We start from the raw sequence: 15,167 nt of genomic DNA, 5'->3' as shown, positions 1-15,167 counted from the left end.
GATTTGTCCTACAGCCATTGCTCGAGCTTCCCGCTAGCGTCGACGCTGCCAAGCTACTGGCTGAGACTTTTCACAACGAGTCAAGGATGATCAATGATTTCCTCTGCACGATTGGGTGACAAGCATGTCTGCCCAATGCCAGGTCATGGCACCACCCCGATTGCCTCAGCTAGTGGCGACGTGAATATCAACTTCATGGGTTCTGCACGTGTTGGCGATACCTGTGGGTGTGGCGCTGTTATCACTACCGGGTTTCCCTCGATTCAAGTGAACGGGCGGCCTATGGCCCATTAGGGCAGTCCCACAAGCCATGGCGGAACAATCATCACCGGATCAGGCGATGTCGGTGGCGGATTTGTAATGGGGGACGCAGGCGGTGCAACAATCATCAACTTCATGGCGCTGGGAGCCTTCCGGCCAGATGGCTCAGTGGACGATGAGAAGATGGCGACCTTACTCGCTGATCCAAATTTGAAAGAAAAAGCCTTGGCGGCGAACGCCTTGGTTGATCCACAGGCAAAGGCAGAGAAACCTGAAGAAAAAGACCAACCGGAAGCGTCTACCACATGCAACGACCCGGACATGATGGAGCAACTGGCCAATTACATCGCTGGTGAAATGAACCGCAATATCAAAGACCCAGCAGTCTTGGAAATGAAAGAACTAAACAGCTTCGATCCAGAGGCGGAAAGCAAGAAATTTATGGAGTTGCCGCTCTACCTGCGTCTAGGCCAAGACCCGCAGTTCGACAGCATGGCACTCGGAAAGAAGGTCAAGGCATTCGCCATCTGGACGGAGCGAGTCGGGCAGGATCGCCCATGGGATCACAAACCGAAACTAATAAAGCTTTTTGGTGCCAATCCTTGGCACAAGCAGGGAGCCTATGACTATTTCTACGACATTTGGTCGAACATCCATTATGGGTATGTAGGTGTAGCCGGTGGTCTTTCAGATAGTGTGCTGCTGGATGGTGCCGGTGTTGAGCAAATAGGCTCCGACCTGTATCGGCAGGCGCGAAACTCTGAGAGATTCAAAGGCCCACGCAGAACAGAAGGCGTTGAAGGGATGCGGGCATGGGATGATGTTCCTGACAGGGTTTCCATTATCATCGGGATGAACCTCTACAAGGAGTACCCGAACGGTGGTGTCACCGCACAAATCGTCATGGACAAGGTGTTGGCGGTGCCAATAGCCGAATGGGCTACAGGGGTTCAAAAGCATGTCTGCAAGTAAGAAAAGACCGCTACACATAGGACGGTGGGGTGCCCTATTGCTGGTTGCAGCGGTTGTGGTCTGGTACTACGCACCGCCGAAGGTCTATGTCTTCTATTCGAAAGATGGCACCGAGGAAATGAGCTACGTCCTGAACACACAACATACTATTGTTCGGGGCGACTTGCGTCCGGGCGAGACAACTGGAGACGTTGGACACATCTTTCCCAATGAAGAGTTTTTTATGAGACTCGACTGGTGGAGCGACAATGGCCGTAGTCACTGTATCAACATCACGCCCAAATGGCCGACGACGGAAATTCACATCGACCGTAACGGCGATATCGACAACAGCGAAGGCAGTGGTACGGATTCTGATCGCTTGAGGCAGTGCGTTGCGGGCTCGGCGAAACCATAAGCTGATATTTTCAGAATCTGCCCCCGCCGTTTCGGGATGTTGCACAGGGTAGGGAGCGGTCTACGCGCCAAATTAAAAAGCATTTGGTGGCCCGCCCACACCAAAGGACTGTCATCCTGCTCGGCGGTTAAACTGAAGGTGTGAGCGAGCGAAGTGAGTCTGCCGTAATCGCTCCAGCCAGTTCCTGGCCCCCGCCAAACACAGGACTTGATGCAGGCGAAAAAGATGGTGAGAGAGTTGGTCTCGATCTACAACCACGAGCGTCCGCACCTGTCTTTGAAATACAAAACGCCCGATGCAACGCATCGGGCGTTGGGGTGAAAAAGGTGTAAACCTATTTCAGGACTAGACACTGCGATTTGCAAAGCGCCGCCTCGAGCGTCAGCTCGGAGCACATCTTTATGTGCTCCACCGCCTTATTCGTTTTCATCATTTTGGTTGTCGGCCGCGGTAGGCGAGGCCGACGATTAGCGCATGGCTAGTATTTTTCTGGGCATGTGAAGCCCCAGCCATTTATGACCAAGTCCTTTATTTCTTCGCCGGTCGTCGAGATGACCAGGCACCTATTGTTTTTTTTGTAATTGAATTCGCAGTACTGCACCCCTTGTGTGCATCGCTCTACCTCTACCACGCCTCTTCTTTTGAGCAGGATCTCAGTGCCAATTAGCTCTGTCTCGTTTGTGATATATGGTTTCCAGCCATGATTGATCAGCTCTTTTCGAGCACTTAAAAAAGACATTCCCTTTGTGATGGGTACATCCGTTGCGTTTGCAAATGAGCTTACGCAGCAAAGGATCATGCAGGAAATACGATGTGGCTTCATTTCGTGACACCGCAAAACTTTCTATAGATGGTTGACGCCTCGTCATATGGCATACGCCGCTGGCTTGGTCGAGGGTAAGTGGAAATGCTTCCCTGCGCTCGACTGTCTTGTGTGTCGTGGTTTCGAGATCACCTTCGACGATTGGATCAATTGCATGGACAACTCGAAGTATTTCAGTAGCGGTCAAATCCTGAGTGTGGGGTATAAAGCCAGCTAACCCCATTGCTTCAATACCCTACGTCTTCCATGCAGGCAGCGCCATCTTCACTGCTTTGGCTCTTTGGTGGTTTCTTTCGAGCCGCTTGAGCTGGCTGAATCCTTGTCGGTTTCATGCGACTCGGCTCCGGAGTTTGACCCGGATGCTTCTTCACCTTTTTTGTCAGCCCTGTCTTCTTTGGAATCTGATCCACCTTGGTTCACTCCGGGAATGGCGGCAGGTGGTACGGCAGATCCGGCAATGGAGACGATAGGGCTCGCCGACAAAAGACCAGCAAAGGCTAGTGCTGCGATTTTTCTGTTCATCGACCAATCCTCAGTTCAGGGTATCTGCTTGTTGGAGGGGTGGACGAGATGAGCGTGCGGCTTGGGTGACGGGCGGCTAAAAGGGTTTGCTTGCTGGCGATGGTTTTTCCACAAAGCCATACGGTGAGCCAGATCCTGGCAGACCATAAAAATAATGTGGATATTGAATGGCTTACGATTTTATTGAACCAACCGGTTATCAAAAATACGTTGTTACATAATGAAAATATCAGTAATATCCGCCCCGCGTTCACCACCACGGTTTATGCATTTTTAAATCCCAAGCTTCCATCAGCTGCTTGGGATTTTTTTTGCCTGCGATTTACCTCTCCCCAGGCTTTCGTCCTGCCGACTCCCTCAACCCGAGCGCCTTTCTGGCGCGGCATCGGGCAAGTCCACACTTTTTCGACTACTACTGTCTGGCCGATTTTTCATCTCAGTCTGACGGGGGTTCATCGATGCTGTTTCATTGGTTTCTTGCTGCGGTTCATCTGCTGGCATTTGCCCTGGGGTTCTGGGCCGTCCTGACACGCGGAACGGCATTCAGCCGCCTGGCTGCCGGGGCTGGTGAGGTTCGGCGGGTTCTGCTCGCTGACAACCTATGGGGGATATCTGCGCTGGTGCTGCTGATCACAGGTGGCATGCGAGCTTTTGGCGGTTATGAAAAGGGCGCCGATTACTACCTGCATCAGCCGCTGTTCCATTTGAAGATGACGCTGTTTGTGCTGATTCTGCTTCTGGAGCTCGCACCGATGATTACGTTGATCAAATGGCGCGTCGGTCAGGCGCGCGGAACGCCCCTCGACACTGGGCGGGCCAAGGTGTTTGCACGAATCAGTCATGCCGAAGCGCTGTTGCTGGTTCTGATGGTGATAGCAGCCACCGGGATGGCGCGTGGGGTGACGTTCGGCTAGGCGGGCGCGATTCCCTGCTTTTATTCGGAAACGTCCGACAGCCAGCCATTGAAATGATGGTTAGTATCGGTTGCGAAGAAGGAGGGGGAGGGAGTTGCAGCAGGAGGGGAAATAGCCTGCGCCGTCACCAATGAGGTGGGGGATGGCAATACGGCGCTCGGATCTTTAGCCAGTCATTACGCGAAGGTGAACGGACTGGCTACTGACTGCGGCAGGGCTCAGGGGGTTTGTGGCTTGTCCGGTGCGGTCAGGCCAGCCTGAATGCGCTGGTAGATCTCTTCGCGGTGTACGGCAACGTTCTTTGGCGCGTTGATGCCGATGCGAACCTGTTGGCCGCTTACGCCGAGGATGGTGATCGTAATGTCATCACCAATGTTTATGCTTTCACCGACTTTGCGGGTGAGTATCAGCATGGTCTTCTCCTTGATTGCTTTGTAGGGCACCTGATTCAGACAGTGCAGAGGTCGGTGGTACGTATAGATTAGTGCGAAGTCTCACGGTTTGGGTGCCTCTTTCTGACGCGCAGATGCGGCATTAATTCCCAGCGCGTAACTATACAGGTGCTGCATTCATCAATCTCGTTGTTTTGTGCCCATTTTGCGGGGCTCTGAAAGTATTCGCGAATGTTAAGATCTCCCTTTCGAGAATTCAGAGGGAAGCGTTGTGCGCAAATTGGTCTGGGTAGTCGCAGCACTGGCATTGGCGGGATGTGGTGAAGGCAAGAGCGTGGATGCGCAAAAGCCAAAATCGGTAGCGGTGGCAGCGCCGGCAGCCGTGTCCGGGCCGCAGTGGGACCTGGAGGTGCGCGGTGAAACGCCTCAGGCTGTCAGTGATCTTAGCGGTTGGTTGATCGAGCATGCGTTTATCGCCAATGTCATCAAGGATGCCAGCGGGAAAACCCGGATCCTGCTGGGGCCATTCAATTCCAAGGCCGAAGCCGATGCGAAACAGGCTGATGTGAATGCGGCGCTGATCAAGGCGAAAAAGCAGAACATCGAGACGCTGGTGATCGAACGTACCGCAGCGCAATAAGCATTCCTTTCAGCGGAGCTGACTAAAGGGAGTCCGGTGTGATTCGTTTTTACAGGAGTCACCGAAGATTCTCAGAAGGAGCTCCGCATGGCCTCCGCCAACCCCTACAAGTTGTTCGACGTCGTTTTACGTCACAAGCGTCAGCTGAGCCCGCATCTCATGCGGATTACGCTCGCCAGCCCGGCTGTTGCCGAGATGGCAACCTGGGCGCCTGATCAGCGCGTCAAACTGTTTTTCCCGGCTTCGGACGGTTCGCCAGCCCGGCTCTCTCAGGGTGAGGGTTGGTACGCTCGTTTCCGCTCAATGCTGGCGGATCGGCGCCCGGCGATGCGCACCTATACCATTCGTCATTTGCGTGCCGATCAGGGCGAAGTCGACATCGACTTTGTACTGCATGGCGAAACCGGGCCGGCTTCGCGTTGGGCTCTTCGGGCGCAGCTGGGCGAGTCGATGCAGATTCTGGCGCCCGATAGCCGGTTCTCGGCCGAAGAGGCGGGTGGCTTTGAATGGAAGCCTCCGCAAACCCTCCAGCAGCTTTTGCTGGTCGCCGACTCAACGGCATTGCCCGCCGCGATGGGGATTCTCGAGGAGCTGGCAGCGCTTGCACAACCACCCCAGACTCAAGTGTTCTTCGAGGTCGACAGTGCCCAGGATATGCTTGCAGTCCCGGACTGGCCTGGCCTTTCGGTGCAGTGGTTGATCCGAGAGCAGGCGGGAGCGACGGTTGCCGGGACGCTGATGGTGGAGGCGGTGCGAAAGGCGGCGCTACCTGTCGACGCATCGATGGTCAATCAGGCTGTAGAGCTGGCCGACGTCGATATCGATCAGGAGATTCTCTGGGAAATCGCTGAAACCGCCACTGACGGTTTCTATGGCTGGGTCGCCGGTGAGTCCGCTGCGGTCATGAATTTGCGCAGATACCTGATCAAGGAGCGCGGTATTCCTCGCGAATCACTCAATCTGATGGGCTACTGGCGTTACAACAAGCCCGGCAGCTAACCACAAAAAAGGCCTCGAGCTTGCAGCGCGAGGCCTTTTCTTTTGCGCGAACGATCAGCCGCAGGCTTTCATGTTCACCGGCCCGACAAACTCGTTGCCGCGACCCATCACACACGCCACGCTCTGATTGCGCTGGCGCTCCCAGTCTTGCACCGGGTACGTCTTGTCCCACGCTTCATACAATTGGCGATCCTGCTTCGACAGGCGCAAGCCGTATTGCTTGCTCATGTAGAAATAGGTGCGGGCGATCATGCCGCGAATCGAAGGGCGGGGCATGACCTTCTTCGCCTTGAAGTCGACCTGGGTCAGGCAGGAGCCATATTGACCCTTTTCAACGGGTAGCCAGCCGTAACTGAAGTTGCTGCGATCACCATTGACCTCGCCGATGCTGGGTACCAGGTTGTGCAGGTCGGCTTCGACTTTCTGGTAGCTCGGGTCATAGCGTGTGCAATTCTTGCGTCCACCTTCCTGCCAGCACTGGCGCTGATGGCCGAACTCCCAGGCCGGGACAATGTGTTCCCACTCAATGCGGGAGGCGCGCTTGGCATTTTTACGCGGTACATAACCGCAAGCGGCCAGGTCGACCTTGTTGCCTGTGTATTTGCACCCGCAATAAAACTCGGTGGATTGTGGGGCGTACAGCTTCCAGGCGACCTTCTTGGCCTCGTTGAATGTGCGGGGCGCGCCGGCCTGGGCGCCCAGGGAAATGAACAGTAAAAGCAAAGCAAAAAAACGGACAATCATTGAGTCAATCTTCCTTCGGTACAACCCAGAAAATCTGCACGCCACCATCGTCTCGATAGGCGAGGGTGACGTTGTCGTTCTCGTCGATCTCTTCCAGCAGGCGCTCCCACTCATCCATCGGTTCATCCGGGAGACGGAAGATCAGAGCGGCTTTGGCTTTTTGTGCGGTGGGGGAATTGATGATCTTTTGAACACGCATGCCCATGCGTTCGTAAGCATCGGGAGCATCAGAGGAAGTGGCCACGAGGTTATCCTTATTAAGCTGTACGTGCATACAGTATTTAACTGTAGGCATTTTCGCAACTGCTTAAAAATCAAGAAAATCCTCTGACAGCGGTTTTCCGGTTTTGATGTGGCTCATCCGAAATATTTGTGCAGGAAAGGTGCGAGGGCGGTGTAGGTAATTGCACCACTCGCCAGGACGGCGAGTGGTGAGGCAGGTGCCCGATCGAGATGCGACCGGGCGAGGGCGAATCAGTACTCCCAGAACATCCGTTGCAGCTCTTTGCTGTCGTTGGTTTTGGTCAGGGCGACCATCGCCAGGATGCGGGCCTTCTGTGGGTTCAGGTCATGAGCCACGACCCAGTCGTACTTGTCGTCCGGCTGTTCGGCGTTACGCAGAACGAAGCCGCCGGCATTGACGTGGGAAGAGCGAATGATCTGAACGCCATCCTTGCGCAGAGCCTGCAGGGCCGGGACGACGCGAGAAGACACCGAGCCGTTGCCCGTACCAGCGTGGATGATGGCTTTGGCGCCGGATTGAGCCAGGGCTTTGTAAGCGGTGTCGCCGACATTGCCGTAGGAATAGGCGATTTCTACGTCAGGAAGGCTCTTGATGTTCTTGATATCAAATTCCGAATCCATGGTGTGGCGCTTGGCTGGCAAGCGGAACCAGTAGGACTTGCCTTCGACCACCATGCCCAGCGGGCCCCATGGGCTCTTGAACGCTTCGGTCTTGATGTTGATCATCTTGCTGACGTCGCGGCCGGACTGGATTTCATCGTTCATGGTTACTAGCACGCCCTTGCCGTGGGCTTCTTTGCTGCTGGCGACGGCGACTGCGTTGTACAGGTTGAGCATGCCGTCCGCCGACATGGCGGTGCCTGGGCGCATCGATCCGACAACGATGATCGGCTTGTCGGTTTTCTCCACCAGGTTCAGGAAGTAGGCGGTTTCTTCCAGGGTGTCGGTGCCGTGGGTGATGACGATGCCATCGACGTCTTTGCTGTCGGCCAGTTCGGATACGCGGCGACCCAGTTGCAGCAGGTTTTCATTGGTGATGCTTTCCGACGCGATCTGCATGACTTGCTCGCCACGCACATTCGCCAGTTTGCTCAGCTCAGGGATGCCGGCGATCAATTGTTCGATACCAACCTTGGCGGCCTGATAGGTAGCGCTGTTGGCCGCACTGGCGCCAGCACCGGCAATGGTGCCGCCTGTGGCAAGGACCACCACGTTGGCCAGTTTGGTCTGGGTTTCGACTTCTTTTGCCTGAAGGGCGGAGGGCAGGAGCAGCAACAGGGCCAAAGCGCCCGGAACCAATGTGTTGAAAGCAGATTTCATTATTTTTCTCTCTAGTAGTGAGACGGTGCTGGTGCAGGTTCATCTAGATGCGCCCCGGGCCGATCTGAATGCCAGGGGTGCAGGGAGGGAGCAGGATCTGTACCAGCCGTACTTTGCTTTAGAGAAATGTTTAACTTGATGATTTATATCAATATTTTATGAGTTGACGAGTTTCTGGCTGAATCGTTTATCCGGTATTCCGAACAAGGAAGGTTTTCGTGTTCGGCTCTCCGAAAAGGACTACGTCTTTTGCAGGGCAAGTGAGGTTGCCGGATTTGGATTCTCTGCTAAAGAAAGCTTCCCACAGGCCGATGGGTGTTAAAGGAATCTGGAATTGAGGGAGTTCACATGTCACTGACGATCGGTTTTTCAAACCCCGGTGCCGTCACCATCGGCGGCAAAACCGCAGCAACGATCAATGCGATGAGTGAAGCGCAAGCGGATGCTTCAACCGAGGCGCTGGGCACAGAAAAACCAGAGAGCAATCAGGTCAAGACCGGCGGTCCCGCACAAGAAGGCAGCAAGGCTGAAGGGGAAGGCGATAACCTGAGCCTCACCGTCAAGATGTTGCTGAAGCGGATGCAGGAATTACAGAAGCAATTGCAAGAGCAGCAACAGCGACTGGCCGCGGCACAAGCCGCGAGCTATCCGACTCCGGAAGCGAAGTCGCAGGCGGTCATGGCCGTTCAGGGGGAGATCGCTCAAACAAGCGGTGCGCTGTTGGAAGTCTCGGCTGCTCTGGTCAAGGAAATGTCCAAGGGTTCGTCTGGCGGCAACTTGGTCAACACCACGGCTTGAGCATTCAAGGGGCGAATATGCAGATTCGCCCTACAATCAAAACCGATTTCTGATTGTTGACAAATAGGGGCAGGGTTCGCATAGTTCGGTCTACGCAAACGTTTGCGCGGCCTTCGCGATGAGTTGAACTCGTCGTGGAACGCAGCGAAGCTTACGCCAGCGCAAGCGTTGCTCACAATAATCATAAGATCGGAGTGAACTCATGAAGCTGCCATTCGCTGGACGTCTTCTCGCTGTCGCCATGTTGGCTGCCGCATCCGCCGCACTGCCCGTCTCTTCGGCTTTCGCCGAGTCCCCGGAAAAACCAAAAGTCGCACTGGTCATGAAGTCCCTGGCCAACGAATTCTTCCTCACCATGGAAGACGGCGCCAAGGCTTACCAGAAAGAACACTCCGCCGATTTCGACCTGATCTCCAACGGTATCAAGGACGAAACTGACACAGCAGGCCAGACCCGCATCGTCGAGCAGATGATTCTGGCGAAGGTCAATGCACTGGTGATCGCGCCTTCTGACTCCAAGGCCATGGTGCCGGTGATCAAGAAAGCCGTCGATGCCGGTATCACTGTGATCAACATCGACAACCAACTCGATCCGGCTGTCATCAAAAGCAAAAATATCTCCGTACCGTTCGTAGGCCCGGATAACCGCAAGGGTGCACGTCTGGTGGGCGAGTACCTGGCCAAGCAACTGAAGGCCGGTGACGAAGTCGGCATCATCGAGGGCGTTTCCACAACGACCAACGCCCAGCAGCGTACCGCTGGTTTCAAGGATGCGATGGAAGCCGCGCAGATCAAGGTTGTTTCCCTGCAGTCCGGCGATTGGGAAATCGACAAGGGCAACAAAGTAGCCGCGTCGATTCTCAGCGAGTACCCGGACGTCAAGGCACTGCTGGCCGGTAACGACAGCATGGCCGTCGGCGCTGTTTCCGCTGTGCGTGCGGCCGGCAAGGCCGGGCAGGTACAAGTGGTCGGTTACGACAACATCAACGCCATCAAGCCGATGCTGCAGGATGGTCGTGTCCTGGCAACCGCCGATCAGTTCGCCGCCAAACAGGCCGTGTTCGGCATCGAGACCGCGTTGAAAATCATCAAGGGCGAGAAAGTCGACAGTGGCGCCAACGGCGTCATCGAAACCCCGGTCGAGCTGGTCACCAAGAAGTAGTCCTTCGGCGACACAATGGCGCTCGTCCGTCCGGGCGAGCGCATGGAGAGTTTTTATGTCAGTTTCCGCCCCGAACGCTGTCCTCTCGGTCAGCGGTATCGGTAAGACCTATGCGCAGCCGGTGCTCACCGGCATCGACTTGACGCTGATGCGCGGTGAAGTGCTGGCGCTGACCGGCGAGAACGGTGCCGGTAAAAGTACCCTGTCGAAGATCATTGGTGGCCTGGTAACCCCGACCACCGGGCAGATGCAGTTCCAGGGCAAGGAGTATCGCCCCGGTAGCCGTACCCAGGCCGAAGAGCTTGGCGTGCGTATGGTCATGCAAGAACTCAATCTGCTGCCGACCCTTTCGGTGGCGGAAAACCTGTTTCTCGACAACCTGCCGAGCAACGGCGGCTGGATCAGTCGCAAACAACTGCGCAAAGCTGCAATCGAGGCAATGGCTCAGGTCGGCCTGGATGCCATCGACCCGGACACGCTGGTCGGTGAGCTGGGCATCGGTCACCAGCAAATGGTCGAGATTGCGCGCAACCTGATCGGTGATTGCCATGTGCTGATCCTCGACGAGCCGACCGCGATGCTCACCGCTCGCGAAGTCGAAATGCTCTTCGAGCAGATCACCCGGCTGCAGGCGCGCGGCGTTGCGATCATCTACATCTCCCACCGCCTTGAAGAGCTGGCTCGCGTTGCGCAGCGTATCGCCGTGTTGCGTGACGGCAACCTTGTTTGCGTCGAGCCGATGGCCAACTACAACAGCGAGCAACTGGTCACCCTGATGGTCGGTCGCGAACTGGGCGAACACATGGACATGGGCCCGCGCAATATCGGTGCCCCAGCGCTGACGGTCAAAGGCCTCACTCGCTCCGACAAGGTGCGTGATGTGTCCTTCGAAGTGCGCGCGGGTGAGATTTTTGGCATTTCCGGATTGATCGGGGCGGGGCGCACGGAGCTGTTGCGCCTGATCTTCGGCGCCGATCTCGCCGACAGCGGAAGCGTTGCTCTCGGTTCGCCGGCGCAGGTAGTGAGTATCCGCTCGCCGGTCGACGCGGTGCGTAACGGCATTGCCCTGATCACTGAAGACCGAAAGGGTGAAGGCCTGCTACTGAGCCAGTCGATCAGCGCCAACATTGCTCTGGGCAATATGCCGGAAATTTCCAGCGGTGGTTTCGTCAACAATGGTGACGAAATCTCTCTGGCCAAACGGCAGATCGACGCCATGCGCATCCGCAGTTCGAGCCCGACTCAACTCGTATCCGAATTGTCCGGCGGCAACCAGCAGAAAGTGGTGATCGGCCGCTGGCTGGAGCGCGACTGTTCGGTGTTGTTGTTCGATGAGCCGACTCGCGGTATCGACGTCGGTGCCAAGTTCGACATTTATAACCTGCTCGGCGAGTTGACCCGGCAGGGCAAGGCGCTGGTGGTGGTCTCCAGCGACTTGCGCGAGTTGATGCTGATCTGCGACCGCATCGGGGTGCTGTCGGCGGGGCGTCTGATCGACACGTTCGAGCGTGACAGCTGGACCCAGGATGACTTGCTTGCCGCCGCGTTCGCCGGCTACCAAAAACGTGATGCGTTGCTCAACGAAGCAGCGCCTAGGGATCTCCCATGAAAACTGCATCTTCTGCCGGTAAACGTAGTGGCAACTTCTACGGCCTGGGTACTTACCTGGGCCTGGCCGGTGCCTTGCTGGCGATGGTTGCGCTGTTCTCGGTCATGAGCAGCCACTTCCTGTCGTACAACACCTTCAGCACCCTGGCCAACCAGATCCCCGACCTGATGGTGTTGGCGGTGGGCATGACGTTCGTGCTGATCATCGGCGGGATCGACCTGTCGGTGGGTTCGGTGCTGGCGCTTGCGGCATCGACCGTCAGCGTGGCGATTCTGGGCTGGGGCTGGAGTGTCTTGCCGGCTGCGCTGCTTGGCATGGCAGTGGCGGCACTGGCCGGCACGGTGACTGGCTCGATCACGGTCGCCTGGCGAATTCCGTCGTTTATCGTTTCGCTCGGTGTGCTGGAAATGGCCCGGGGCCTGGCCTATCAGATGACCGGTTCGCGTACCGCCTACATCGGTGATTCATTCGCCTGGCTGTCAAACCCGATTGCTTTCGGCATTTCGCCGTCGTTCATCATTGCCTTGCTGGTGATCTTCGTTGCTCAGGCGGTGTTGACCCGGACCGTGTTCGGTCGCTACCTGATCGGTATCGGTACCAATGAGGAAGCGGTGCGGCTGGCGGGCATCAACCCAAAACCGTACAAGATTCTGGTGTTCAGCCTGATGGGGCTGCTGGCCGGCATCGCGGCGCTGTTCCAGATTTCCCGTCTGGAAGCTGCCGACCCGAACGCCGGTTCAGGCCTTGAGCTGCAAGTCATCGCAGCTGTGGTGATTGGCGGTACCAGTCTGATGGGCGGCCGTGGTTCGGTGATCAGTACGTTCTTCGGTGTATTGATCATCTCCGTGTTGGCGGCCGGTCTGGCGCAGATCGGCGCAACCGAGCCGACCAAGCGCATCATCACCGGTGCAGTGATCGTCATCGCGGTAGTGCTCGATACGTATCGTAGCCAGCGCGCAAGCCGGCGGGGCTGAGACATGGCAACGATCAAGGATGTGGCGGCGCTTGCGGGAATTTCCTACACGACCGTCTCCCATGTTGTGAACAACACTCGGCCGGTGAGTCAGGAGGTGCGGCTGAAAGTCGAGGCGGCGATCAAGAGCCTCGACTATGTGCCGAGCGCCGTCGCCCGATCGCTGAAGGCCAAGACGACTGCCACCATTGGTTTGCTCGTGCCCAATAGTCTCAACCCGTACTTTGCCGAACTGGCGCGCGGGATCGAGGATTACTGTGAGCGTAATGGTTACTGCGTGATTCTCTGCAACTCCGACGACAATCCGGAAAAACAGCGCAGCTATCTGCGGGTGTTGCTGGAGAAGCGCATCGATGGCTTGATCGTGGCCTCCGCTGGCGGTGACAGTGGTCTGGTGCAGGGGCTGGCCGGGGTGAAGACGCCGATGGTAATCGTTGACCGGGGTCTGGAAGGTGTGGACGCCGATCTCGTGCGCATCGACCATGAATATGGTGCCTATCTGGCAACGAGGCACCTGATCGAGCTTGGACATCGTGATATCGCCACCATTGGCGGTCCGGCGAGCACCAGTGTTGCGCAAATGCGTCAGGCCGGATTTTGCCGTGCCTTGAAAGAGGCGGGTATTGAAGTGCCGCCATCGCGGATGCTGGAAAGCGATTTCACCAGCACGGGCGGCTATAACGCAGCTGCGGCTCTGCTTGAACGCAGCCCTCCGAGCGCAATCTTTGCCGGCAACGACATGATCGGCATTGGTGTGCTGCGGGCGGCTGCCGAGCGCAATGTGCGCGTGCCCGCGGAGTTGTCGGTGATCGGCTTCGACGATATCCAGATGAGCCGTTACGTGTATCCGGCGCTGACCACTGTTGGTCAGTCGATCCTGCAACTGGGAGAGATGGCGGCAGAAGTGTTGCTGCGAAGAATTGCTACCCCGGATCTGGCCACTGATCAGCGGATCGTGACCCCGAGTATTGTCTTGCGAGAGTCGACTGCGCCGCTGGCTGGCGTGTTTACCGAATATCGCTGAAACCGAATTGATGAGTAGTGATGTATGCCCGCAAATGTAGTGGTAATTGGCAGCCTGAACATGGACCTGGTCACCCGGGCGCCTCGTTTGCCCCGGGGGGGCGAGACACTGATCGGTCATTCGTTCGCCACTGTGTCGGGTGGCAAGGGTGCCAATCAGGCGGTGGCCGCTGCCCGGTTGGGCGCGCAGGTGTCGATGATCGGTTGTGTCGGCAATGACGACTATGGCGTGCAATTGCGCGAGGCATTGCTGGCCGAGCAGATCGATTGCCAGGCGGTCAGCGTCGTCGAGGACTCCAGTGGCGTGGCGCTGATTGTGGTCGATGACAACAGTCAGAATGCGATCGTCATCGTCGCCGGGGCCAACGGCTCGATGACGCCAGCGGTGATCGACCAGTTCGACGCGGTGCTGCAGGCGGCGGATGTCATCATTTGTCAGCTGGAAATTCCCGATGCTACCGTCGGTCATGCGCTCAAGCGCGGTCGCGAACTGGGCAAGACAGTCATCCTGAACCCGGCCCCAGCCAGCCGTCCGCTACCGGCAGACTGGTTTGCCTCCATCGACTACCTGATTCCCAATGAAAGCGAGGCTGCCGCCCTCAGCGGTTTGCCCGTGGACTCGCTGCAAAGCGCTGAAAAAGCGGCTGCTCAGCTGATTTCCATGGGCGCCGGCAACGTAATCGTCACGCTGGGTGCTCAGGGAGCATTGTTCGCCAATGGTGCGGGTTACCAGCATTTTCCTGCACCCAAAGTGAAGGCGGTCGATACCACGGCTGCCGGGGATACCTTCGTCGGCGGTTTCGCGGCAGCGCTGGCCGCTGGCAAAACCGAAGCCGAGGCCATTCGTTTTGGTCAGATAGCTGCGGCGCTGTCGGTTACTCGAGCGGGTGCCCAGCCGTCCATTCCTACTTCATCTGACGTACAGGCGTTCAAACCCGCATGAAAAAGACTCCTTTGCTCAATATCGCGCTGTCCCGGCTTGTCGCCTCCCTTGGTCATGGCGACATGGTCGTGATCGGTGACGCCGGCTTGCCCGTGCCGCCGGGCGTCGAGTTGATCGACCTCGCGCTGACCCACGGTGTTCCGGATTTCGTCAGCACCTTGAAGGTCGTGCTCAGCGAAATGCAGGTGGAGAGTCATGTGCTCGCCCAGGAAATCTTCGACAAACAACCCACTGCGCTGGCTTCGCTGGACGCATTGAATGAAGAAGGTGCAATCGGGCGACGCGATCTGCTCAGTCACGAGCAATTCAAGGTTCTCAGCCGACAGGCGCGAGCGATTGTTCGTACAGGCGAATGTCAGCCGTACTGCAACATCGTGCTGGTGGCCGGGGTAACATTTTAATCGGGTTCAGTCCCTTTCAATTTCAAATGCA

The 15,167-nt window shown here is 56.8% G+C and carries 16 protein-coding genes and 2 pseudogenes; 13 read left to right on the top strand and 5 right to left on the bottom strand.

Annotated features, from left to right (window positions below; all coding sequences use genetic code 11):
• Window positions 1-93 precede the first annotated feature (93 nt).
• The 3 genes and pseudogenes from AC07N4_RS13740 to AC07N4_RS13730 all read left to right on the top strand — a co-directional run.
• Window positions 94-1,233: pseudogene (locus tag AC07N4_RS13740) on the top strand (polymorphic toxin type 44 domain-containing protein).
• On the top strand, window positions 1,220-1,630 hold the full coding sequence (locus AC07N4_RS13735; RefSeq protein ID WP_102621542.1) for a hypothetical protein: 411 nt from the start codon (window positions 1,220-1,222) through the stop codon (window positions 1,628-1,630). Before AC07N4_RS13740 ends, AC07N4_RS13735 begins: the two are co-directional and overlap by 14 nt.
• Before the next feature lie 204 nt (window positions 1,631-1,834).
• Window positions 1,835-1,979 (top strand): annotated as a pseudogene (locus AC07N4_RS13730) (integrase core domain-containing protein); the annotation flags it as partial.
• 738 nt (window positions 1,980-2,717) lie between these two features.
• Here AC07N4_RS13730 and AC07N4_RS13725 read toward each other — a convergent pair.
• The gene (locus AC07N4_RS13725) at window positions 2,718-2,975 is read right to left on the bottom strand and encodes a hypothetical protein (protein ID WP_493066650.1); all 258 of its coding nucleotides are present in this window, start codon (window positions 2,973-2,975) and stop codon (window positions 2,718-2,720) included.
• A gap of 458 nt (window positions 2,976-3,433) precedes the next feature.
• Here AC07N4_RS13725 and AC07N4_RS13720 point away from each other — a divergent pair, with 458 nt between their 5' ends.
• Window positions 3,434-3,889: a DUF2214 family protein gene (locus AC07N4_RS13720; RefSeq protein WP_102621543.1), complete on the top strand. Its 456-nt coding sequence runs from the start codon at window positions 3,434-3,436 to the stop codon at window positions 3,887-3,889.
• Between the two features lie 218 nt (window positions 3,890-4,107).
• Here the strand turns inward: AC07N4_RS13720 and csrA are convergent, their stop codons facing one another.
• Complete coding sequence (csrA, locus tag AC07N4_RS13715; protein ID WP_003179932.1) at window positions 4,108-4,302, bottom strand: carbon storage regulator CsrA; 195 nt, start codon at window positions 4,300-4,302, stop codon at window positions 4,108-4,110.
• Between the two features lie 250 nt (window positions 4,303-4,552).
• Between csrA and AC07N4_RS13710 the strand changes: the two genes are divergently transcribed.
• A complete protein-coding gene (locus AC07N4_RS13710; protein WP_102621544.1) occupies window positions 4,553-4,921 on the top strand; it encodes a penicillin-binding protein activator LpoB in 369 nt (122 codons plus the stop codon).
• Window positions 4,922-5,008: 87 nt separating this feature from the next.
• Complete coding sequence (locus tag AC07N4_RS13705; RefSeq protein ID WP_493066651.1) at window positions 5,009-5,920, top strand: siderophore-interacting protein; 912 nt, start codon at window positions 5,009-5,011, stop codon at window positions 5,918-5,920.
• A gap of 54 nt (window positions 5,921-5,974) precedes the next feature.
• Here AC07N4_RS13705 and AC07N4_RS13700 read toward each other — a convergent pair whose 3' ends face one another.
• The 3 genes from AC07N4_RS13700 to AC07N4_RS13690 all read right to left on the bottom strand — a co-directional run bounded on the left by AC07N4_RS13700 (window position 5,975) and on the right by AC07N4_RS13690 (window position 8,227).
• A complete protein-coding gene (locus AC07N4_RS13700; protein WP_493066652.1) occupies window positions 5,975-6,664 on the bottom strand; it encodes an endonuclease in 690 nt (229 codons plus the stop codon).
• A gap of 4 nt (window positions 6,665-6,668) precedes the next feature.
• Window positions 6,669-6,959 (bottom strand): DUF1654 domain-containing protein, encoded by a 291-nt coding sequence (locus tag AC07N4_RS13695; protein WP_273538191.1) that lies wholly within the window; start codon window positions 6,957-6,959, stop codon window positions 6,669-6,671.
• Window positions 6,960-7,138: 179 nt separating this feature from the next.
• Complete coding sequence (locus AC07N4_RS13690) at window positions 7,139-8,227, bottom strand: asparaginase (RefSeq protein ID WP_085712019.1); 1,089 nt, start codon at window positions 8,225-8,227, stop codon at window positions 7,139-7,141.
• Between the two features lie 348 nt (window positions 8,228-8,575).
• On the opposite strand from AC07N4_RS13690, the gene AC07N4_RS13685 reads away from it, so the two are divergent.
• From AC07N4_RS13685 to rbsD, 7 genes are all read left to right on the top strand, one after another.
• Complete coding sequence (locus AC07N4_RS13685; RefSeq protein WP_102621546.1) at window positions 8,576-9,025, top strand: hypothetical protein; 450 nt, start codon at window positions 8,576-8,578, stop codon at window positions 9,023-9,025.
• A 202-nt stretch (window positions 9,026-9,227) separates the two neighbouring features.
• Window positions 9,228-10,187 carry a sugar ABC transporter substrate-binding protein gene (locus tag AC07N4_RS13680; RefSeq protein WP_085712021.1) on the top strand — a complete coding sequence of 320 codons (960 nt, stop codon included), beginning with the start codon at window positions 9,228-9,230 and terminating at the stop codon, window positions 10,185-10,187.
• A gap of 55 nt (window positions 10,188-10,242) precedes the next feature.
• The gene (locus AC07N4_RS13675) at window positions 10,243-11,796 is read left to right on the top strand and encodes a sugar ABC transporter ATP-binding protein (protein WP_085732496.1); all 1,554 of its coding nucleotides are present in this window, start codon (window positions 10,243-10,245) and stop codon (window positions 11,794-11,796) included.
• Window positions 11,793-12,770: an ABC transporter permease gene (locus tag AC07N4_RS13670; protein ID WP_102621547.1), complete on the top strand. Its 978-nt coding sequence runs from the start codon at window positions 11,793-11,795 to the stop codon at window positions 12,768-12,770. The genes AC07N4_RS13675 and AC07N4_RS13670 overlap by 4 nt, the downstream gene beginning before the upstream one ends.
• Window positions 12,771-12,773: 3 nt before the next feature.
• Entirely contained in the window at window positions 12,774-13,793 is a 1,020-nt protein-coding gene (locus tag AC07N4_RS13665) for a LacI family DNA-binding transcriptional regulator (RefSeq protein ID WP_102621548.1), read from the top strand.
• A gap of 24 nt (window positions 13,794-13,817) precedes the next feature.
• The gene (gene rbsK / locus AC07N4_RS13660) at window positions 13,818-14,735 is read left to right on the top strand and encodes a ribokinase (protein WP_102621549.1); all 918 of its coding nucleotides are present in this window, start codon (window positions 13,818-13,820) and stop codon (window positions 14,733-14,735) included.
• Complete coding sequence (gene rbsD, locus AC07N4_RS13655; protein ID WP_096821273.1) at window positions 14,732-15,136, top strand: D-ribose pyranase; 405 nt, start codon at window positions 14,732-14,734, stop codon at window positions 15,134-15,136. The genes rbsK and rbsD overlap by 4 nt, the downstream gene beginning before the upstream one ends.
• The last annotated feature ends 31 nt before the right edge of the window (window positions 15,137-15,167 follow it).

It is taken from the genome of Pseudomonas sp. GW821-FHT09E04 (assembly GCF_059416185.1).
Note: the sequence above shows the minus strand (reverse complement) of the source record. Positions and strands in the feature narration are given on the sequence as shown.